18 protein-coding genes are annotated in these 21,562 nt (G+C 70.9%); 15 read left to right on the plus strand and 3 right to left on the minus strand.

Going from position 1 to position 21,562, the window contains the following annotated elements; translation table 11 throughout:
- The first annotated feature begins 1 nt into the window (after position 1).
- From alaS to J4573_RS37230, 4 genes are all read left to right on the plus strand, one after another.
- The gene (alaS, locus tag J4573_RS37215) at positions 2-2,671 is read left to right on the plus strand and encodes an alanine--tRNA ligase (RefSeq protein ID WP_208260794.1); all 2,670 of its coding nucleotides are present in this window, start codon (positions 2-4) and stop codon (positions 2,669-2,671) included.
- 118 nt (positions 2,672-2,789) lie between these two features.
- Entirely contained in the window at positions 2,790-3,251 is a 462-nt protein-coding gene (ruvX, locus tag J4573_RS37220) for a Holliday junction resolvase RuvX (protein ID WP_208260795.1), read from the plus strand.
- Positions 3,248-4,411, plus strand: coding sequence for an endolytic transglycosylase MltG (mltG, locus tag J4573_RS37225; protein WP_208260796.1), 1,164 nt, complete (start codon positions 3,248-3,250; stop codon positions 4,409-4,411). Before ruvX ends, mltG begins: the two co-directional genes overlap by 4 nt.
- Positions 4,412-4,424: 13 nt before the next feature.
- Positions 4,425-5,249 carry a shikimate dehydrogenase gene (locus J4573_RS37230; protein ID WP_208260797.1) on the plus strand — a complete coding sequence of 275 codons (825 nt, stop codon included), beginning with the start codon at positions 4,425-4,427 and terminating at the stop codon, positions 5,247-5,249.
- Positions 5,250-5,285: 36 nt separating this feature from the next.
- Here the strand turns inward: J4573_RS37230 and J4573_RS37235 are convergent, their stop codons facing one another.
- A complete protein-coding gene (locus J4573_RS37235; RefSeq protein ID WP_208260798.1) occupies positions 5,286-6,635 on the minus strand; it encodes a prenyltransferase/squalene oxidase repeat-containing protein in 1,350 nt (449 codons plus the stop codon).
- Between the two features lie 226 nt (positions 6,636-6,861).
- Here J4573_RS37235 and J4573_RS37240 point away from each other — a divergent pair, with 226 nt between their 5' ends.
- Complete coding sequence (locus tag J4573_RS37240) at positions 6,862-7,545, plus strand: HIT family protein (protein WP_208260799.1); 684 nt, start codon at positions 6,862-6,864, stop codon at positions 7,543-7,545.
- Here J4573_RS37240 and J4573_RS37245 read toward each other — a convergent pair.
- Positions 7,512-8,462: a PfkB family carbohydrate kinase gene (locus J4573_RS37245; protein ID WP_208260800.1), complete on the minus strand. Its 951-nt coding sequence runs from the start codon at positions 8,460-8,462 to the stop codon at positions 7,512-7,514. The genes J4573_RS37240 and J4573_RS37245 overlap by 34 nt on opposite strands.
- Before the next feature lie 67 nt (positions 8,463-8,529).
- Complete coding sequence (locus J4573_RS37250) at positions 8,530-9,024, minus strand: NUDIX domain-containing protein (RefSeq protein ID WP_208260801.1); 495 nt, start codon at positions 9,022-9,024, stop codon at positions 8,530-8,532.
- A 302-nt stretch (positions 9,025-9,326) separates the two neighbouring features.
- On the opposite strand from J4573_RS37250, the gene J4573_RS37255 reads away from it, so the two are divergent.
- From J4573_RS37255 to J4573_RS37300, 10 genes are all read left to right on the plus strand, one after another.
- On the plus strand, positions 9,327-11,207 hold the full coding sequence (locus J4573_RS37255; RefSeq protein WP_208260802.1) for a CASTOR/POLLUX-related putative ion channel: 1,881 nt from the start codon (positions 9,327-9,329) through the stop codon (positions 11,205-11,207).
- A 357-nt stretch (positions 11,208-11,564) separates the two neighbouring features.
- Positions 11,565-12,218 (plus strand): translation initiation factor IF-3, encoded by a 654-nt coding sequence (gene infC, locus J4573_RS37260; protein WP_372442973.1) that lies wholly within the window; start codon positions 11,565-11,567, stop codon positions 12,216-12,218.
- Positions 12,219-12,427: 209 nt separating this feature from the next.
- Positions 12,428-12,622 carry a 50S ribosomal protein L35 gene (gene rpmI / locus J4573_RS37265; protein ID WP_208260803.1) on the plus strand — a complete coding sequence of 65 codons (195 nt, stop codon included), beginning with the start codon at positions 12,428-12,430 and terminating at the stop codon, positions 12,620-12,622.
- Between the two features lie 70 nt (positions 12,623-12,692).
- Positions 12,693-13,070 (plus strand): 50S ribosomal protein L20, encoded by a 378-nt coding sequence (gene rplT, locus J4573_RS37270; RefSeq protein ID WP_208260804.1) that lies wholly within the window; start codon positions 12,693-12,695, stop codon positions 13,068-13,070.
- Between the two features lie 32 nt (positions 13,071-13,102).
- Positions 13,103-13,915 (plus strand): TrmH family RNA methyltransferase, encoded by an 813-nt coding sequence (locus tag J4573_RS37275; RefSeq protein WP_208260805.1) that lies wholly within the window; start codon positions 13,103-13,105, stop codon positions 13,913-13,915.
- A 306-nt stretch (positions 13,916-14,221) separates the two neighbouring features.
- Complete coding sequence (locus J4573_RS37280; RefSeq protein ID WP_208260806.1) at positions 14,222-14,722, plus strand: STAS domain-containing protein; 501 nt, start codon at positions 14,222-14,224, stop codon at positions 14,720-14,722.
- Between the two features lie 149 nt (positions 14,723-14,871).
- On the plus strand, positions 14,872-15,933 hold the full coding sequence (locus J4573_RS37285; protein WP_307797203.1) for a sensor histidine kinase: 1,062 nt from the start codon (positions 14,872-14,874) through the stop codon (positions 15,931-15,933).
- Between the two features lie 152 nt (positions 15,934-16,085).
- Positions 16,086-17,195 (plus strand): phenylalanine--tRNA ligase subunit alpha, encoded by a 1,110-nt coding sequence (gene pheS / locus J4573_RS37290; protein ID WP_208260807.1) that lies wholly within the window; start codon positions 16,086-16,088, stop codon positions 17,193-17,195.
- Positions 17,195-19,672: a phenylalanine--tRNA ligase subunit beta gene (gene pheT / locus J4573_RS37295; protein WP_208260808.1), complete on the plus strand. Its 2,478-nt coding sequence runs from the start codon at positions 17,195-17,197 to the stop codon at positions 19,670-19,672. Before pheS ends, pheT begins: the two co-directional genes overlap by 1 nt.
- A gap of 302 nt (positions 19,673-19,974) precedes the next feature.
- The gene (locus tag J4573_RS37300; protein ID WP_208260809.1) at positions 19,975-21,561 is read left to right on the plus strand and encodes an ABC-F family ATP-binding cassette domain-containing protein; all 1,587 of its coding nucleotides are present in this window, start codon (positions 19,975-19,977) and stop codon (positions 21,559-21,561) included.
- Position 21,562 lies beyond the last annotated feature (1 nt).

Genomic DNA, 21,562 nt, shown 5'->3' on the forward strand with positions numbered 1-21,562 from the left:
CATGGAGTCGGCAGAGGTCGCGCGCCGCTTCCTCAAGTTCTTCGAAGAGCGCGGGCACACCGTGGTGCCCTCGGCCAGCCTGATCGCCGAGGATCCGACCCTGTTGCTGGTCAACGCCGGGATGGTGCCGTTCAAGCCGTACTTCCTCGGCCAGCGCACGCCGCCGTCGCCGCGGATGACCAGCGCGCAGAAGTGCGTGCGCACGCCGGACATCGAGGAGGTCGGCAAGACCACCCGGCACGCCACGTTCTTCCAGATGCTGGGCAACTTCTCGATCGGGGACTACTTCAAGGAGCAGGCGATCCCGTTCGCCTGGGACCTGCTCACCCGGTCGGAGGCCGACGGGGGCTTCGGCTTCCCCGAGGAGAGGCTCTGGGCCACCGTCTACACCGATGACGACGAGGCCCAGGAGATCTGGCACAAGAAGGTCGGCGTGCCGCTGGAGCGCATCCAGCGTCGCGGCATGGCCGACAACTACTGGTCGATGGGCGTGCCCGGCCCGTGCGGCCCCTGCTCGGAGATCTACTACGACCGCGGCCCCGAGTACGGGCGCGAGGGCGGACCGGTCGCCGACGAGGACCGCTACCTCGAGGTGTGGAACCTGGTCTTCATGCAGTTCGAGCGGGGCGCGGGCACCGGCAAGGACGACTTCCCGATCCTCGGCGAGCTGCCCTCCAAGAACATCGACACCGGCATGGGCCTGGAGCGGATGGCCGCCATCCTGCAGGGCGTCGACAACATCTACGAGACCGACACGCTCTGGAAGGTCCTGGACCGGGCCGCCGACCTCACCGGCACCAAGTACGGCCGCGACCATCGCTCCGACGTCTCGCTGCGCGTCATCGCCGACCACGTGCGCAGCGGCATGATGATGGTCGCCGACGGCATCCGGCCCGGCAACGAGGGCCGCGGCTACGTGCTGCGCCGCATCCTGCGCCGCTCCATCCGCAACCTGCGGCTGCTGGGCGGCGAGGAGGCCGGGCTCATGCACGAGCTGACCTCGGTCGCGATCAAGGCGATGGGCGAGCAGTACACCGACCTGATCCGGACCGCCGCCAACATCCACACGGTGATCGACGCCGAGGAGGAGTCCTTCCTCCAGACGCTGCGCACCGGCACCGCGATCTTCGACGCGGCGGTCGAGGAGACCAAGCGCTCCGGCAAGCCGAGCCTGGCGGGCGACCAGGCGTTCAAGCTGCACGACACCTACGGCTTCCCGATCGACCTGACCCTGGAGATGGCCTCCGAGCAGGGCCTGCAGGTCGACGAGGACGGCTTCCGCCGGCTCATGAAGGAGCAGCGGGACCGGGCCAAGAAGGACGCGCAGGACAAGAAGACCGGCAACCTGGACGTCTCGGCGCTGGACCAGCTGCTCGGCCAGGCCGGCGGCGCGGTCGACTTCATCGGCTACAACAACGTGATCGGCGAGGGCCGCCTGGTCGGCCTGCTCGTCAACGGCGCCAACGTGCAGGCCGCGGGCGAGGGCTCCGAGGTCGAGGTCGTCCTGGACCGCACGCCGTTCTACGCCGAGGGCGGCGGCCAGCTCGCCGACACCGGCGTGATCCGGCTCGGCAACGGCGCGGTCATCGAGATCACCGACGTGCAGTCGCCGCTCGGGGGCCTGATCGTGCACCGCGGCGTGGTCCGCAGCGGTGAGGCGCAGGCGGGCGACAGCGCGTTCGCCGAGATCGACACCGACCGGCGGCGGGCGATCTCCCGCTCGCACACCGCGACCCACATGGTGCACGCCGGGTTCCGGCGGGCGCTCGGCGAGTCCGCGGCGCAGGCCGGCTCGGAGAACTCGCCCGGCCGGTTCCGCTTCGACTTCACCGCCTCGGGCGCCGTGCCGGTGAGCGTGCTGCGCGACGTCGAGGACGAGGTGAACGACGTGCTGATCAACGACCTGGACGTGCGCGCGTTCCACACCTCGCTGGACGAGGCCCGCGCGATGGGCGCGATGGCGCTGTTCGGCGAGAAGTACGGCGACGAGGTGCGGGTCGTCGAGGTCGGCGACTACTCCCGCGAGCTGTGCGGCGGTACGCACGTGGCACGCTCCGGGCAGCTCGGCCTGATCAAGGTGCTCGGCGAGTCGTCCATCGGCGCCGGCATCCGCCGCGTCGAGGCGCTGGTCGGCATCGACGCGTTCCGCTTCCTGGCCAAGGAGAACGTGCTGGTCGCCCAGCTGGCCGAGCAGCTGAAGACGCGCAAGGAGGAGCTGCCCGAGCGTGTCTCCGGCCTGGTCACGCGGCTGCGCGAGGCCGAGAAGGACCTGGAGAAGCTGCGGTCCCAGCAGGTCCTGGCGATCGCCGGGCAGCTCGCCGACGGCGCCAAGGACGTGAACGGCGTGGCGTTCGTCGGCCACCGCGCGCCCGACGGCACCGGCGCCGACGACCTGCGCAAGCTGGCCGTGGACGTGCGCGGCCGGCTCACCTCGCGCCCGGCCGTGGTCATGGTCGTCGGCGTGCCCAAGGACCGCCCGGTCGTGGTGATCGCGGTGACCGAGGGCGCCAAGGAGCGCGGCATCAAGGCGGGCGCCCTGGTCGGCGTCGCCGCCAAGACCCTCGGCGGCGGCGGTGGCGGCAAGGACGACCTGGCCCAGGGCGGCGGCGCGAACCCGGACGCCGTTCCGGACGCGCTGGCCGCCGTGGAACGAGCAGTTGGAGCCATGTGAGCGACGATCTACGGGGCATGCGAACCGCTCACGGCGCGGCGTCGTCTGGACTGAGGAGCCTGCGACGAGGGAAGACGGCGCCTGAAGGGCGCCGTGAGCCGCTGAGCGGAGCGAGGCAATGAGGCAGGGCGTTCGGCTCGGGGTGGACGTCGGGAGCGTCCGCATCGGAGTCTCTCGCTGCGATCCGAGCGGGATCCTCGCCTCGCCCTTGGAGACCGTCAAGCGCGGTAAGGGCGACCTCGACCTGCTGGCCGGGCTGGCCGCCGAGCACGAGGTCATCGAGGTCGTCGTCGGCCTGCCCACCTCGCTGTCGGGCCGTGAGGGCCCGGCGGCTCAGGACGCGCGCCGGTTCGCGGGGCTGCTCGCGGACCGGCTCGCTCCGGACGTCGCCGTCCGTCTCTACGACGAGCGGCTCACCACCGTCACCGCCGAGAGCGGGCTGCGCGCCGGTGGAGTGCACGGTCAGGCGCGCCGCAAGGTCGTCGACATGGCGGCGGCCGCGGTGCTGCTCCAGGCCGCCCTGGACGGCGAACGGTTGACTGGGCGTCCGCCAGGCGAGATCGTCCGGGGAAGCTCATGAACGATTTGGATCTCTTCTCAGACCCGCACGGTGAGCGCGGCCCGCTCCCCGGCGACCACCCGGGCCGCCGCGACCAGCGGACCGCCCGCAAGCGGCAGAAGCGCCGCAAGCGCAGCGGCCGCGCGGCGTTCTTCTTCGCGCTCGCCTTCATCGTCGCGCTGGTCGGCACCGCGGGGGTCTTCGGCTTCGCCTGGCTGGACAACAGGCTGCATCCGCCGGACTACAGCGGCGACGGGTCCGGCAATGTCACGGTCCAGATCAAGGAGGGCGACAACGGCTCCCAGATCGGGACCGCGCTCCAGGCCAAGGACGTGGTCAAGAGCGTCCGGGCGTTCGTGAAGGTCTACGGCAAGGAGCCCAAGGCCGGCAGCGTCCAGCCGGGGTTCTACCAGATGCGCCTGCGCATGTCGTCGAAGGCCGCGATGGCCCTGCTGCTCGATCCCAAGTCGCGCTCGGGCAACCAGATCATCATTCCCGAGGGCCGGCGGGCCAGCGAGATCTACCAGCTGCTGGCCAAGAAGACCGGGATCTCGGCGGCCAAGTTCCAGGCGGCCGCGGACCGGCCGAAGACTCTGGGGCTGCCTCCGTACGCGGGCGGCAAGGTCGAGGGCTACCTGTTCCCGGGTCGCTACGACATCAACCCCAACGCGACCCCGGGGCAGATCCTCAAGCAGATGGTGGACCGCTTCAAGCAGGAGGCGGCCGACCTCGACCTGGTCAACAAGGCCAAGCAGGTCCATCTGAACCCCGGACAGCTCGTGACGCTGGCGAGCCTGCTCCAGGCGGAGGGCGGCACCAGGGAGGACTACCCGAAGATCGCGCGGGTCCTCTACAACCGACTCAAGGCGGGCACCAAGCTGCAGCTGGACACGACGGTCCTGTACGCCCTCAACAAGCGCACCCTGCACGTGTCCTACAAGGACACCGCGGTGAAGTCGCCCTACAGCACGTACTACGTCAAGGGCCTGCCGGTCGGCGCGATCGACAGCCCGGGCGCGGTCGCGCTGAAGGCGGCGCTGGAGCCCGCCGACGGGCCGTGGATCTACTTCGTCACGACCAACCCCACCACCGGCTACACCGAGTACGGCGAGACCAACGAGGACTTCACGCGGATGAAGGCCAAGCTCGACGTGTGGCTGAAGGCTCACCCCGAGAACTGAGAGCGAGCTCATCATGTCCCGGGCAGCCGTACTGGGGTCGCCCATCGTCCATTCGCTGTCGCCGGTGCTGCATCGGGCGGCGTACGCGGCGATGGGGCTGGACGAGTGGTCCTACGACGCCTTCGAGTGCGACGAGCAGGGGCTGGCCGGGTTCCTGGACGGGCTCGGCGGCGAGTGGGCCGGGCTGTCGCTGACGATGCCGCTGAAGCGCACCGCACTCGGCCTGGTCGACACCGTGTCCGACCTGGCCGTGGCGGTCGGCGGCGCGAACACGATCGTGCTGCGCGACGGCCGCAGGCAGGGCGACAACACCGACGTCTACGGCGTCGTCACGGCGCTGAACGAGGCGGGCGTCGGCGGCGTCGGCTCGGCGCTGGTCCTCGGCGGCGGCGCGACCGCCGCCTCGGCGATGGCCGCGCTGTCGCAGCTCGGCGTAGGGGTCGCCACGCTGGCCGTACGCGATCCCGCGCGGGCCGGCGAGGCCGCGCAGGTGGGTGAACGGTTCGGCCTGGACGTGCGGATCGGCACGCTCGATCGGCTGGAAGACCTGCTGGCCGTCGACCTGGTGGTCTCCACGCTGCCCGGCGGTGCGGCCGACGCCGTGGCCGAGCGGGTCGCGGCCTCGGGGGCCGCGGTGTTCGACGTCGTCTACGCGCCCTGGCCGACCGCGCTGGGCGCCGCCGTCGAGAAGGCGGGCGGCGTCGTGGTCGGCGGCTTCCCGATGCTCCTCCACCAGGCCGTACGGCAGGTGGCGATGATGACCGGACGCGACGACGTGCCGGTCGAGGCGATGCGCGCCGCGGGCGAGGCCGAGCTGGCCCGGCGCGCCGCCGCCTGACTCGGGCCACCGACTGCTCGGACTGACGGGCCGGGCTCAGCGGGCCGTAGGCGGGGGCGGGCGCCGTTTTCGTGCCGCCTCCTGAACGATCGTGAGCACGATCGGCAGGCTCACGCTCAGCCAGAAGTCGCGCCAGTGCCACGCGCCGACCGCGACGCCGACCAGGCTCAGCAGCGCGACCCCGGCCAGCAGCAGGGTCGTCCAGAAGCGGCGGATGAGCAGCAGCACGTCCACGCGGGGGCGCCGGGGGAGCAGCGCCTGCAGGGGCAGGCTGCGTGCGTGCGCGCGCTGGACGATCGTGGCGTCGGGCAGCCAGTGCAGCACGTCCTCGGGATGGGCGAGCGGCTGCCGCGACAGCGCGGTGAGCGCCTCCATCCGCCACCACAGCGTCCACAGCGACGAGTGCCCGCCGCCCGGGATGCCGTTCACGCGCGGGTCGGTGAACTCCTGGCGGGTGAGCGTGCGGAACGCGCGGCTGACCGTGACCCCCGGAACGCCGCGCGGGTCGCGCAGCAGCGCCGCCAGCGCGATCGGCAGCCCGTAGTGCCACAGCGCCAGCCGCCACATCGGCTTGGAGCCCGAGCCGTTGGGGGAGACGTTGTAGGTCTCGATCCAGGTGTGGTCGTCGTCGAAGTCCACGGTCCGCAGCAGCCAGTCGTAGGCGGCCAGCAGCCGTTCGTCGTGGTCGCCCGGCCGTACCTCCGCCAGCGTCAGCAGCGCGAACGCGGTGTGCGTGACGGTCGGCGCGGCGTTCGGTGTGGCGCCCCACGCGGGGCGGTGCCCGGTGCGGTCGGCGGTCAGCCACTCGACGCCGCGTTCGACCGACGGGTGGTACGGGTTGAGCTGCACCAGCGCGCGCAGCGCCAGGCAGGTGAGCCAGACCCGCGAGGGCGAGCCGAGCAGCGAGCCCCAGCCGCCGTCGCTGTTCTGGTTGCGGATCAGCCAGCGGAACGCGCGCCGCACGTCCGGGGCGTCCTCCCGCAGGTCACAGCGCGCGCGGGCGAGCAGGCGCGCGATCCACGCGGTGGCCTCGACGACCGGCATGCCGAGGCTGGTCTTGGTCGCCCAGCCGCCGTCCCTGAGCGGATCGGCCGAGGTCGTCTGCCGGGAGGTGAGGAAGGCCAGGCACTCGTCGAAGTGCTCGAAGGAACGTCCGGCCTCGACGAACGCCAGCAGGCCGAGTGCGGTCGCGGTCGTGCCGGGTTCGGGGCGGGCCAGTTCGTGGTACCAGCCGCCGCCCATGCCGGGCGCGGCGTTCGGCGTGTAGGAGTCGCGCAGCACGTCGAGCGACTCGTTCACGCGGTCGCCGAGGACGGCCATGTCGATGGCGGTCGGCGCGGCCTCGCGTGGGGGCGCCAGCAGTCCGGGGAGCGTTTTTAGGTTCATCGTTCTTCTATGACTTATGTGCCCCTTAAGTCATGAATCTGCACCCATCGTGATGGATGGGTATATCCACGGAACCCAACACATATGACGCTCTCTGGGCACCCTGAGTTACGAGGGCCTGTCAGGAGGGTCGGGAGCGAGGAGAGGCGTGGTCGTGCGCATGATGCGGAGGAATGTGGGGCGGGACTGCGTGCTCTGCCCGCCCCTGCGATTCCGGTTCAACGAAATGGCGAACCTTCCTGGGCCGGGTTCGGTGCTCGCGGCCGACGCGGACTTCTTGCTGATGCCCGATCTGGCGCCTTTGTCGGACGGGCATCTTCTGCTGGTGACGGCGAGGCACCACGCCTGCGCCGGTGCGTTCGACGCGCGGCTGTGGGCCGCCGCGCGCAGGTGGCGCGACCGGGTCGACGGGATGTTCCGTGCGGCGTACGGGACCGACGGGCTGCTGCTGTTCGAGCACGGGCCGGGGACCGAGCAGGGCGGCGGCGCGTGCATCGACCACGCGCACTGGCATCTGCTGCCGGCGGGGCCGCGCCTGCGCGCCGTGGCGGAGGGGTACGGCATGCCCGCCGCGCCCGCCTCACGCGCCGCGCTGCGCGCCTACTACCGGTCGCGCCGCTCGTACGCGCTGATCGACGAGGGCGGCCGCGCGACGGTCCACCCGAGCGACGGCGTGCCGAGCCAGTTCCTGCGGTGGGCCACCATGGTCGCGCTGGAACGTCACGAGGGCCGTCCCGCGGGCGGGCCGTGGCGCTGGCAGCAGTCGTTCGCCACTCCCGGCAGCCGGACCCGGTTCCTGCGCACGCTGGAGATCCTGCGCGCGACGGCCGCCGTCCAGGCTGAGGCGAGCCGGGCGGGCACGGGTCATGCCGAGGGTCACGCCGAGGAGAGCGCGGAGAGCCACCAGTAGAGCTCGCAGGCGGCGAGCCGGTCGCCGTAGCCCGCCCGCTCGATCCCGCTTCCGTAGCCGCTCGGGTACTCCAGCCTCACTCGTTCGCTCTGATGGGCCAGCACCCGCTCCAGCGAGGTGGCGCCGAAGCGCAGCAGCCACAGCGGCCTGCCCGCGACGGCCCGGTCCAGCGCCGGCAGCAGCGCGCGGACCTCGCCCGACCCCACCGGCTCCGGCCGCCCGAGCAGCCGCGCGACCGACGGCGCCTCGGTGATGATGACGTCGGCCAGTTCGAGGATCGGCACGACGTCGGTCGCGGGCAGCCGCGCGTCGATGTCGTGCGGGACCAGGTCGAAGGCGACCAGCGTGCCCGCCTCCCGCGCCACCCGCGCGGCGGCGCGCAGCGCGGCACGCGAGTCGGGGGCCAGCAGCGAGTAGCCGTCCATGAAGAGCACGTCGGCCCGGCGGATCTCGCTCGCCGCCCCCTGGACGTCGGTCTCGCCGAGGTGCCGGTTGGGGCCGTCGCGCCCCGCGACGAGCAGCCGTACCCCGCGTTCCGGCGACTGGTCGCGCAGCATGACCGCGACGCCGTTGGTGCTGTGGTGCTCGACGCGCAGCAGGTCGCGCACGCGCAGCCGCCGCAGCTCCCGCCTGATCACCGCCGTGTAGTCGTCGTCGCCGACCTTGGCCAGCAGCGCGGTGCGCCGGAAGTAGCGGGTGGCGGTGCGGGCGAGGTTCACGCCCGTACCGGCGACGGTGGCCCTGGTCGCCGCGTAGACCAGCCGGTCCTCGGTGACGGCGGCGAAGCGCGTGCCGGGCAGCTCGGCGCGTACCTCGATGAAGACGTCGCCCATCACCACCAGGGAGAAGCGCCGATCGGCGCCGTCCAGGCCGGGCCAGCGGACGGGCGAGCTGGCCGTGACCTCGGTCGTGCCCATGTCCGATTTATGCCCGATTCGGGCCTGCTCAGTGACCCGCTGGGGACCCACTCCGCCGGGTGGCCGGTTACTGGCCCAGGCGCAGGAACGCCCGCATCACCGGGCGCAGGCTCGGGATGAGCGGGTAGGAGCCCAGCTCGCCGAACGGCACCCAGACGCTCTCGTCCAGATGGTCGTCGGGCGTCTGGTGGTCCATGGTGATCTCGGTCGTCACCGGCACGCACACCCGGGCCGCCGCCACCACCCTGATCTGGGCGGGCGCGGGCTCGCCGCGGGCCGGCATGAACCACTGCCACAGATGGAACGGCGGGCCGGGATCGATCTTGAGCCCGACCTCCTCCCAGACCTCGCGGCGGATGTGGTCGTCGAGGTCGAGGTCCTGGGCGATCTCCAGGCGTCCGCCCGGCACCTCCCAGCGGCCCGGGTGGAACGGGTCGCTCTCGGACTTGCGGACCAGGAGCAGGCGCTCGTCGGCGACGATGAACGCCTTCTGCGCGAACTGGAGCGTGATCGGCGAGGTTCTGGTCGGTGCGGCGGCCGTGCCGCTGCCGGTTGCGGGCATCGCGTGGGTTCTCTCAGTGCGGTTGATTAACCGTAACAAGCGGGGTGGGGGCCGCCTTAGAACTGTCCGGGCACATCGATCTCACCTTTATGAACCCGGCATGAACCCGTCCTTTTACCGTGCGACGCAGATATGCACCAAGTGGGGGCAGTCGCTGGGATTTGCGCATATGAAGGCGGGGTACCGCCATAAAACAGCAGGTCAACGGGGGGCGAGGACAAGATTGACCCCGCCGTGGGGATGCTATTGATCTTGATCCGACATGATCGGTTGGCAGGACGGTTTTCGGGGGGAGAGATCTCATGAGTGGGCCTACGCCGCGGCAGCGACTGCGTTATTGGTTCGACAACACGATGTCGCGCGGCACTCCGGCGCTGATCGGCTGGCTGGCCGTGGTGTCGCTCGCGCTGGTGGTCAGCCTGAGCGCCCTGATCTCCGTCTTCGACACCAAGCCGACGAGCTTCGGGCACGCGCTGAGCGAGATCTGGAAGAGCACGGTCAACACCTTCAAGCTCGGTGACGCCGCCGAGGGCAGCCTGCCCTACCGCTTCCTGGTCATCGCCCTGGCCCTGGCCGGGCTGTTCTTCGCCAGCACCCTGATCAGCCTGCTGACCTCCGGCGTCAACAAGAAGATCGCCGAGCTGCGCAAGGGGCGCTCGGCGGTGCTGGAGAAGGGCCACACCGTGCTGATCGGCTGGTCGGAGCAGATCTATCCGATCATCTCCGAGCTGGTCGAGGCCAACTCCAGCGAGCGGAGCGGGCGGGTCGCAGTTCTCGCCGACCGCGACCGCGTCGAGATGGAAGAGGACATCCGCAAGTTCGTCGGGGACACCCGCAACACGCGGGTGGTCTGCCGCAGTGGCAACCCGATCGACCCGGGCGACCTGGACATCGTGAGCCCGCAGACGGCCCGGTCGATCATCGTGCTGACCCCGCCCGGCGACGCGCCGGACGCGTACGTGACCAAGACGCTCCTGGCGATCACCAACAGCCCCACTCGCCGGAAGGAGCCGTACCACATCGTGGCCACGGTGCAGGACGCCCGCAACCGCGCGGCCGTCCAGCTCGCGGGCGGCGCGGAGACCGTGCTGGTCGACGCCGACGACATCGCCGCCAGGCTCGTCGTGCAGACCTCCCGCCAGTCCGGGCTGTCGGTGGTCTACCAGGACCTGCTCGACTTCGCCGGCGACGAGATCTACATGTCCACGGAGCCGTCCCTGGTCGGCAAGACCTTCGGTGAGGCGCTGCACGCCTACCCGACCTCGTCGGTGATCGGCCTGCGGCGAGCGGACGGCACCACCCAGCTGAACCCGCCGATCGGTTCGGTCATCGACGAGGGCGACCAGATCATCGCCATCTCCGAGGACAACGACACGGTCGTGACCGGCGCCTGGGACGGGGTGCTCAGCGACGAGGGGATCATCCCCGTCCGGCGCCGCGACCCACGGCCCTCCCGGACGCTGATCCTCGGCTGGAACCGCCGCGCGGCCAACATTGTCCGCCAGTTCGACGAGTACGTGACGCCGAACTCCAGCCTGGACATCGTGGCCGACTGTCCCGACGCCAAGATCGAGCTCGACGAGATCAAGCCGGGTCTGGAGCACCTCACGCTGAGCTTCCGGCTCGGCGACACCGATGACCGCGCCGCGCTGGACGCCCTGGACGTCGGCTCCTACGACCACATGATCGTACTCTGCTACGACGCGACCGACGTCCAGTACGCCGACAGCCGGGCGCTCATCACGCTGCTGCACCTGCGCCAGATGCAGCAGGAGACCGGCCAGCGGTACTCGATCGTCAGCGAGATGAGCGACGACCGCAACCGCAAGCTCGCCCAGGTCACCCAGGCCGATGACTTCATCGTCAGCGGCCAGCTGCTCAGCCTGCTCATGACCCAGCTGTCGGAGAACCGGCACCTGGCCGCCGTCTTCGCCGACCTTTTCAAGCCGGAGGGCTCGGAGATCTACCTCAAGCCCGCCGAGGACTACGTGACCCCGGGGGTCCAGATGGACTTCCACTCGGTCGTGGAGTCGGCCGGACGCGGCGGCGACGTCGCGATCGGCTACCGGGTGGCCGCCCACGCCCAGGAGCCGCCGACCTACGGCGTCGTGCTGAACCCGGACAAGACCCAGCCGGTCACCTTCGGCGAGGGCGACCGCGTGATCGTCCTCTCCGAGGACTGAGGGCCTGGGGCCCGGGACTCAAGGCTTGAAGAAGCCTTGCGATCCGGGAATGGAACGGGCCGCAGGGTCGTTGGAACACTTCAGATGATCGGTATTGCGCACGCTGCGACCGCGCTGGCGCGGCGTGCGTTCTCCCCATGGCCTACCAGGTGATAGTCTTGGTAGTCGACCGGCCCTGTACGGATGTCCTCGCGGATGCCCGGGCGGGGCGCTCAAGCGGAGGCCACCTCCCACCTGACCGGCTGACAGCCGGTGGGTCTCGGTCCGGCAACGTGATCGCCGTCAGGTGTTTCACGTCGCTTCGTCCTCGGCGGCCATTGGTCCCGAGGCGACCGAAGGTGGCCCTGCATGCGAGTCGTGCGGGGCTTTTCGCGTGAAGGGCCCGGGGTACGACCGGTCAGAGACTTAGAGATCCGGCCCCAAGGAGGTCCCATCAGCGCCGAACCGCGTATCAACGACCGCATTCGCGTGCCCGAGGTCCGTCTCGTCGGCCCGAACGGCGAACAGGTGGGCATAGTGCCCATCGCCAAGGCCCTTGAACTCGCGCGTGAGTCGGACCTCGACCTGGTCGAGGTGGCGCCGACCGCGCGCCCGCCCGTCGCCAAGCTCATGGACTACGGGAAGTTCAAGTACGAGTCAGCGATGAAGGCGCGTGAAGCGCGGAAGAACCAGGCGCACACGGTCATCAAGGAGATCAAGCTCCGCCCGAAGATCGACCCGCACGACTACGAGACCAAGAAGGGTCACGTGGTGCGGTTCCTGAAGGCCGGGGACAAGGTGAAGGTCACGATCATGTTCCGTGGTCGTGAGCAGTCCCGCCCCGAGCTCGGATTCCGGCTGCTGCAGCGGCTGGCCGAGGACGTCGAGGAGCTCGGCTTCGTCGAGTCCCGTCCGAAGCAGGACGGCCGGAACATGATCATGGTGATCGGTCCGCACAAGAAGAAGGCCGAGGCCAAGGCCGAGCGCGCGGCGTCCCGCGCCGCGGAGACCGAAGCCGAAGCCGACGCCTGACACTTGACGGCCCGGCCGGGCCGCGGCCGCCGCATCCAGCCCGATGAGGCGGCCGGAGGTTGATGCGATCTTGCTTTGGCAGGGTCGTGACGCACGTACATTGAGCCTGACCAGGCGCGTTACCACGTGACCCGTGGGATGCGTCCGATCAGGCGCGCCTTCGGCGAGACGAGCCGGGGGTCCAGGAGTAGAGGGAGACGACGGCGACCATGCCGAAGACCAAGACCCACAGTGGTGCCAAGAAGCGCTTCAAGCTGACCGGCTCCGGCAAGGTGATGCGCCGCCGCGCCAACAAGAACCACCTGCTCGAGCACAAGCCGACCAAGCGGACCCGGCGCCTGGACGGCAACGTCGTGGTGTCCCCGGCCGACGCCAAGAACATCAAGAAGCTGCTGCGCAAGTAAGCGCCGCCAGACCCCATCCAAACGACCGGCCGAGGCCCGAGGCCCCGGCCCCCACGAAGGAGTTCATCACGTGGCACGCGTGAAGCGGGCGGTCAACGCCGCCAAGAAGCGTCGGGTCGTCCTGGAGCGGTCGAGCGGCTACCGCGGCCAGCGGTCGCGCCTTTACCGCAAGGCCAAGGAGCAGCAGCTCCACTCCATGACCTACGCCTTCCGTGACCGCAAGGACCGGAAGGGCCAGTTCCGCCGCCTGTGGATCCAGCGGATCAACGCCGCGGCCCGCGCCAACGGCATGACCTACAACCGGTTCATCCAGGGTCTGAAGGCCGCCGAGGTCGAGGTCGACCGTCGCATGCTGGCCGAGCTGGCCGTGAACGACGCCGAGGCCTTCGCCGCGCTGGTCAAGGTCGCCCAGGACGCGCTGCCCGCCGAGGGCAGCGAGGCGGCCTGAGCTCCATCCACGGCGAACAGGCGACACAGCGCATGGCGGGCCGCGAGCTGACCTCGATCCGTTCACCTCGGGTCAAGGCCGCTCGGCGGCTCGCCAAACGCGCGTTCCGGCGCCGCGAGCGCCGCTTCCTGGCCGAGGGCCCGCAGGCCGTACGCGAGGCGCTGCAGATCCGCGGCGGCCTCGTCGAGCTGTTCACCACGGCCGAGGCCGAGTCGCGCCACCCCGAGCTGGTGCAGGCCGCCGAACAGGCGGGCGTGCCGGTGCTGCGGGTGAGCGGCGAGGTCATGGCCGAGCTCGCGCAGACCGTGACCCCGCAGGGGCTGCTGGCCGTCTGCGGCTTCATCGACGCGCCGCTGGAGTCCGCGCTGGAGTCCGGGCCGAAGCTGGTGACCGTTCTGGCGCACGTACGCGACCCCGGCAACGCGGGCACCGTCCTGCGGACCGCCGACGCGGCCGGATCGGAGACGGTGGTGTTCACCGACGCCTCCGTCGACCCGTACAACGGCAAGTGCGTGCGCGCCTCGGCGGGGAGCCTGTTTCATCTTCCGGTCGTGACCGGGCCCCGGTTCGACGTCCTGATCCCCGAGCTCAAGCGGGCCGGGCTGAGGGTGCTGGCCGCCGACGGCGCCGGCAAGCGGACGCTGGACGAGGCGCTCGACGACGGCACGCTCGCCGAGCCCACCGCCTGGGTGTTCGGCAACGAGGCCTGGGGCCTGCCCGAGGAGATCCTGCAGCACGTGGACGACGTGATCCGTGTGCCCATCTACGGCCACGCCGAGAGCCTCAACCTGGCCACCGCCGCCGCAGTGTGCCTGTACGCCTCGGCGCGCGCCCAGCGCGTCTGACGCGTCTGGTCCTCTGGTACGAGTCACCTGACGAGTCGCTCGGCGAGACCCGAGTCCGGCGCGCGAACCGTTACCCCAGAGTTCCCCCGCTGTTGGCCGCTTGCGGACGCGTTCAGCGTCTTTTTGCGCCGCTTGACCTGGGATGATGAGCGTTCTACGGATGCGCCGCTTGGGGAGGCGGGCGCGTCCGGCTCGTTCCTGAGGAGGAGCGGGATACCAACCCGGCGGCGGATTTCCGCATCTCAACGCACGCTTACGGTGTTGGCGAGGGCGGCGATGACGCCGTGCAGAGTGGGGGCGACTGTGATGACCGACGACAGGAAGACGGCGCGGGCGCCTGGGCGCCTCGCCGTCCGATGCCGTGCCGGAACGATGCAATCCACGCCCGCCGGTTCCGCCGGCGCCGAGGAGGCGGACATGCCCGCCGAACGGGAGCAGACCGGGCTGGACATCGACGTGCGGCCCCATGGCGACACGGTGGTCGCCGCGATCTCGGGGGAGATCGATCTCAACACCGCCGACGCGCTGCGCAAGAAGCTGCGCGAGCTGGACGCCGCCGGTCACCGCTCGATCGTGGTGGACTTCAGCGGAGTGAACTTCTGCGACGCCACCGGCATCGGTGTGCTGGTCGCCGCGCACAACCGCAGCACCGACCACGGCGGCTCGATCTCGCTCGCCGGGGTGCGCCCCGCGCAGCGGCGGCTGCTGGTCATCACCGGTCTGCTCAACGTCTTCACGCTGTACGCCGGCGTGGAGGAGGCGCTCGCCCAGACCGCCGGTTCACCTGCCGACTCGCCCGCCACCTAGCCCGCGGCTGACCTCCTCGGGAGCGTCATCTGGGCGTGATGGTCATAAAAGCCTTGCCGTAGGGAGTTTTCCGGGTCCCGCAAGGTGCCCGCGGGCAGATAGAGTTCGTTCCGACAGGCGGCGTTTTCACCGGTGTTCTGGAGGCCGTTGTGGGTGGAGTGGACTCCCCGCACGAGCCTGACGACCTGCCCGATGGGCTGCTGGTGGCCGGGCCCGACGGCAAGGTCCTGGTCTTCAACGCCGCCGCCGCCAGGATCACCGGCATCGACGCGGCGGGCGCGCTCGGCCGCGACTTCCGCGACGTGCTGCCGCTGCACGACGCCGAGGGCCGCGACTGGTGGAAGTGCCTGGAGCCGTACGAGGGCCTGGTCACCCGCGTCCGCCATCCCGAGCGTTCGCTGTACATGACCGGCGGCACCGAGCTGCTGGTCACCGCCGGCTACCGGCGCGACGAGGACGGGCGCGTGGTGCGCTTCACCGTCTCGCTGCGCGACGCCGCCCACCGCGCCCGCCAGGAGCGCGACCGGGCCGACCTGGTCTCCACCGTGGCGCACGAGCTGCGTTCGCCGCTCACCAGCGTCAAGGGCTTCACCGCGACGCTGCTGGCCAAGTGGACCCGCTTCAACGACGACCAGAAGCGGGTCATGCTCGAGACCGTCAACGCCGACGCCGACCGGGTCACCCGGCTGATCACCGAGCTGCTGGACGTGTCCAGGATCGAGGCGGGCCGGCTGGAGATGCACCGCCAGGTGGTCGACCTCGCCGAGGAGGTCCGCAAGATCATCGCGGGCCGGATCGCGGCCGGGGACCCCGAGGACCGGTTCCGTTTCGAGGTCCGGGGCGAGTTCCCCGAGCTGTGGCTGGACCCCGACAAGATCGACCAGATCGTCGGCAACCTGGTGGAAAACGCGGTGCGGCACGGCGCGGGGACTGTCACCATCGTGATGGAGCCTGACGCACACAAGGAGGGGGCCGCGGTGTCGGTGCGCGACGAGGGCGAGGGCATCCCGCCCGAGGCCGCCCAGCGCGTCTTCCGGCAGTTCTGGCGCGGTCCCGGCGGCAACCGCCGCGGCGGTACGGGCCTCGGGCTCTACATCGTGAAGGGCCTGGTCGAGGCGCACGGCGGCACGATCACGGTACGGCGGGCGCCCGGTGGCGGCGCCGAGTTCCGATTTACCGTGCCCGCCGGCGGGCCGGACTACCAGTCCTGAGCCTTCCCTCACGGGATCCCACGTCGGCGGGCTTTTCCGGATCTTGTCGCTGCGCCCACTAGACTGCCCACCGGGCGTCCCATGCCGACCGAGTCACGATCACGTCGGCTTTTTTCGGGCGTCCCACGCCGACCGGAGTTGTCACTACCACCATGTCTGCACCCAACAAGTCCTACGACCCTGTCGAGGTGTCCTCCTTGCAGCCGGAAGAGCTCGACAGAGCCCGCGACGAGGCCCTTGAGGCCATCGCCGGGGCCACGGGTCTCGATGATCTGAAGCAGGTCCGCCTGGCCCACGCCGGCGACCGTTCGCCGCTGGCGCTGGCCAACCGCGAGATCGGCGCGCTGCCGCCGCAGGCGCGCGCCGAGGCGGGCAAGCGCATCGGCGCCGCCCGCGGTGCGGTCTCCCAGGCGCTGAAGGCCCGCCAGGCCGAGCTGGAGGAGGAACGCGACCAGCGCGTCCTCGTCGAGGAGACCGTCGACGTCACCCTGCCCTGGGACCGCGCCCCGCGCGGCGCCCGGCACCCGATCACCACCCTCCAGGACCGGATGGCCGACGTCTTCGTGTCGCTCGGCTTCGAGGTCGCCGAGGGGCCGGAGATCGAGGCGGAGTGGTTCAACTTCGACGCACTCAACTTCAAGCCCGACCACCCGGCCCGCACGATGCAGGACACCTTCTTCGTCGAGGCGGAGGAGACCGGCCTGGTCATGCGCACGCACACCTCGCCAGTGCAGGTCAGGTCGCTGCTGACGCGCGAGCTGCCGGTGTACGTGGTGGTCCCGGGCCGCACGTTCCGCACCGACGAGCTGGACGCTACGCACACGCCGGTCTTCCACCAGCTGGAGGGCCTGGTCGTCGACGAGGGCATCACGATGGCCGACCTGCGCGGCGGCATCGACGCGTTCGTCAAGGGCATGTTCGGTGAGGGACTGAAGACGCGGATGCGCCCGTCCTACTTCCCGTTCACTGAGCCGTCGGCCGAGGTCGACATGCAGTGCTTCGTGTGCCGCGGCGCCTCCGTCGAGCTCGGCGCCCCGCCGTGCCGCACCTGCGGCTCGGAGGGCTGGATCGAGCTGGGCGGCTGCGGCATGGTCAACCCGCGCGTGCTGGTCGCCGCCGGGATCGACGCCGACCGCTACAGCGGCTGGGCGTTCGGGCTGGGCGTGGAGCGGACGCTGATGTTCCGCCACGGCGTCGAGGACATGCGCGACATGGTGGAGGGTGACGTGCGCTTCGCCCTTCCGTTCGGAACGGAGATCTGATGCGCGCCCCGCTTTCCTGGCTGCGTGAGTACGTCGAGCTGCCGGCGGGCGTCACCGGCCGCGAGCTCGCCGCCAAGCTGATCGACGCGGGCCTGGAGGTCGAGACCGTCGACCAGGCCGGCGCCGACATCAGGGGCCCGCTGGTGGTCGGCGAGGTCCTGGCGATCGAGGAGCTGACCGGCTTCAAGAAGCCGATCCGCTACTGCCAGGTCGACGTCGGCCAGGCCAACGGCACCGGCGAGCCGCAGAACATCGTCTGCGGCGCGACCAACTTCAAGGTCGGCGACCGCATCGTGGCGATCCTGCCCGGCGGCGCTCTGCCGGGCGGTTTCGAGATCGGTGCGCGCAAGACGTACGGGCACCTGTCCGAGGGCATGATCTGCTCGGTCACCGAGCTCGGCATCGGCGACGACCACAGCGGCATCCTGGTGCTGCCGGGCGAGCCGGAGATCGGCGCGGACGCGATCGAGCTGCTCGGCATCCGCGACGACGTGCTCGACATCGCCGTCACGCCCGACCGCGGCTACGCGCTGTCGATCCGCGGCATCGCCCGCGAGGCCGCCACCGCCTACGGCCTGCCGTTCACCGACCCGGCCGCCGTCGAGCTGCCCGCGGGCACCGCCGAGGTGTACCCGGCGAGCATCGCCGACCCGACCGCGTGCGACCGGTTCGTGCTGCGCGAGGTGCGCGGCTTCGACCCCGAGGCGCAGACCCCACTGTGGATGCAGACCCGGCTCCATCGCGCGGGCATGCGCCCGGTGTCGCTGGCCGTGGACGTCACCAACTACCTGATGCTGGAGCTCGGCCAGCCGCTGCACGCGTTCGACCGCGGCAAGCTGACCGGCCCCATCGTCGTACGGCGCGCGCGGGCGGGCGAGAGCCTGGAGACCCTCGACCACGTCAAGCGCAAGCTCGACGCCGAGGACATCCTGATCACCGACGAGTCGGGCCCGATCTCGATGGCGGGCACGATGGGCGGCCTCAACACCGAGATCGACGAGAAGTCGTCCGACATGGTGATCGAGGCCGCGCACTTCGACGACATCGGCACCGCGCGCATGGTGCGCCGTCACAAGCTGCACAGCGAGGCGTCCTACCGCTTCGAGCGCGGCGTCGACCGCGAGCTCCCGCTGTACGCGTCCTACCGCGCCGCGCGGCTGCTCGCCGAGCTCGGCGGCGCCGAGATCGTCGCGGGCGTCACGCACGCCGAGGCGCCGGTCGAGCGCGCCACCGTCACGATCGCCGCCGACCACCCCGACAAGGTCGCGGGCGTCACGTACGGCCGCGACACGGTCGTACGGCGGCTGGAGCAGGTCGGCTGCACGGTCGCCGGCGACGACCCGCTGGTGGTCACGCCGCCGACCTGGCGTCCCGACCTCACCGACCCGAACGACCTCGCCGAGGAGGTCATCCGGCTCGAGGGCTACGAGAACATCCCGGCCCGCGCGCCGCGCCCGACCGGTGGCGCCGGCCTCACCACCCAGCAGCGGCTGCGCCGCCGCATCGGCCGCGCCCTGGCCGGCGCGGGCTACGTGGAGACGCTCAGCTACCCGTTCACCGGCGAGAAGGACTGGGACGACCTGCAGCTCCCGGCGGACGACGCCCGCCGCAAGGCCCTGCGCCTGGCCAACCCGCTGTCGGAGGACGAGCCGCTGCTGCGCACGACGCTGCTGCCCGGCCTGCTGCGGGCGCTGACCCGCAATGTCGGCCGCGGCTTCAACGACGTGGCGCTGTTCGAGCTCGGCCTGGTCTACCGGCCGCGCCCGGACGCGCCCAAGGCCGCGCCCCGCCTCGCGGTCGACCGCGGCCCGACGCCCGAGGAGATCGCCTCGGTCGACGCCGCGCTGCCCGACCAGCCCGAGCGGGTCGCCGCCGTGCTGTCGGGGGAACGCGAACGTTCCGGCTGGTGGGGCGAGGGCCGCCCGGCGCTGTGGGCCGACGCCATCGAGGCGGCGCGCAGCGTCGCCGCCGAGGTCGGCGTGGAGCTCACCATCCTGGCGGACCAGCACGCGCCCTGGCACCCGGGCCGCTGCGCCGCGCTGTACGTGGGGGAGACCCTCGTCGGCCACGCGGGCGAGCTGCACCCGCGCGTCATCAAGGCGTACGGCCTCCCGCCGCGCACCTGCGCGATGGAGCTGGAGCTGCGCCGCCTCGGCGAGCCCCGCACGGTCCGCGCCCGCCACCTGTCCACCTACCCGGTGGCCACACAGGACGTCGCGCTGATCGTCGAGGGCTCGGTGCCCTCCGCCGACGTGGAGACCGCCCTCCGCGACGGCGCCGGCGACCTGCTGGAGTCGATCCGCCTGTTCGACATCTACACCGGCGACCAGGTGGGCGAGGGCCGCAAGTCCCTGGCCTACACGCTGCGGTTCCGCGCCCCGGACCGCACGCTCACCGCCGAGGAGACCACGCAGGCCCGCGACGCCGCCGTGGCCACCGCCGCCGAACGCACCGGAGCCGCCCTCCGAGGCGCCTGACCGTCACGTTCGACGCGGCCCCGCACCCACCCGGGTGCGGGGCCGCTGCGTATTCCCCGGCCCCATGTGCCAAACGCCACTTGTGTCGCGTTAAGGCGTCGGGTAGCCTACGAGAGTCTTATCGCCACCCGTCTGGGGAGTCCTTTGAAGAACTGAGATCGCAGGCACCGCGCAGTGGCCCTTTCTGGCCCGTGGCCTTCTTACGGCCCGCGCATGCGATCTCAGCGGACCCCAGCTCAGGTGAGCTCCGCGGTGTCTCCACGTGTCTCTTGATCATTTCGACGCGTCTCGGAGGACCCTCCATGTCATTTGCCATCGTTTGCCAAGACCTCTCGTTCGCCTGGGAGGACGGCACCACCGTGCTCGACGGCCTGGACGCCGCGTTCGGCACGGGCCGCACCGGCCTGATCGGCGTGAACGGCTCCGGCAAGTCCACCCTGCTCAAGCTCATCGCGGGGGAGCTGCGCCCGGGCGCGGGCACGATCAGCGTGGCGGGGGAGATCGGCTACCTGCCGCAGAACCTCCCGCTGGGCGCCGCCCGTACTGTCTCCGACCTGCTCGGCATCACCTCGACCCGCGCCGCGCTCCACGCCATCGAACGCGGCGAGGCCACCGAGGAGAACTTCGCCGCGGTGGGCGACGACTGGGACGTGGAGGAACGCGCCCGCGCCGAACTCGACCGGCTGGGCCTAGACCACCTGGACCTGGACCGCACGGTGGGCACCCTGTCCGGCGGCGAGACGGTCATGGTCGCCCTTGCCGCCCTCCTCCTCGCCCGCCCCGAAGTCCTCCTCCTCGACGAGCCGACCAACAACCTCGACCTGGACGCCCGCCGCCGTCTCTACGACGCCGTGCGCTCCTGGACGGGCGTCCTGGTCATCGTCAGCCACGACCGCGAGCTGCTCGACCTGGTCGACGAGATCGCCGACCTGCGCGAAGGAGCTGTCAGGTCGTTCGGAGGAAACCTGTCGGCCTACGAGGAACTCCTCGCCGTGGAGCGCGAGGCCGCCGAACGCATGGTCCGCGTCGCCGAGAGCGACCTGCGCAAGCAGAAGCGCGAACTCGAAGAAGCGCAGATCAAGCTGGCCCGTCGCGTCCGCTACGGCAACAAGATGATGGAGAACAAGCGTGAGCCCAAAATCATCATGCAAGAACGCAAGCGCCAGGCCCAGGTCTCGGCCGGCAAGCACCGCCTCATGCACGAAGAGAGGCTCTCCGGCGCCCGAGACCGCCTGACCGACGCCGAAGCCGCCGTACGCGAGGACGCGGAGATCCGCGTGGAGCTGCCCGCCACCGAAGTACCCGCGGGCCGTACCGTCCTCACCGTCACCGGCCGGGAAGAACTCATCATCCGAGGCCCGGAACGAATCGCCCTGGTGGGCCCCAACGGTTCAGGAAAAACAACCTTCCTGAAGGCCCTCATCGGCGAATCAACCCCCGACGACCTCACCACCAAAATCGGCGTGGAAGGCGTCCGCTACCTCCCACAGCGCCTGGACGTCCTGGACGACTCCCTGACCGTCGTCGACAACGTCCGAGCGTTCGCCCCGTCCGCCTCGCTCAACGCGATCCGCGCCGGCCTGGCCCGCTTCCTGTTCCGCGGCGCCCGGGCAGACCAGCCCGCAGGCACCCTCTCAGGAGGCGAACGCTTCCGCGCCGTACTCGCATCGCTCCTGCTGGCCGAGCCCGCCCCTCAGCTCCTGCTGATGGACGAGCCGACCAACAACCTCGACATGGCCAGCGCCCGCCAACTCGCCCAGGCACTGGAGGCCTACCAGGGCGCCCTCATCGTCGTCAGCCACGACCTCCCGTTCCTGCGCACCATCGGCATCACCCGCTGGCTGAACATGGACCGCGAGGAGGGCCTAACCGAAGTCGACCCGATGTAAG

It is taken from the genome of Actinomadura barringtoniae, assembly GCF_017573505.1.
Classification (GTDB): domain Bacteria; phylum Actinomycetota; class Actinomycetes; order Streptosporangiales; family Streptosporangiaceae; genus Spirillospora; species Spirillospora barringtoniae.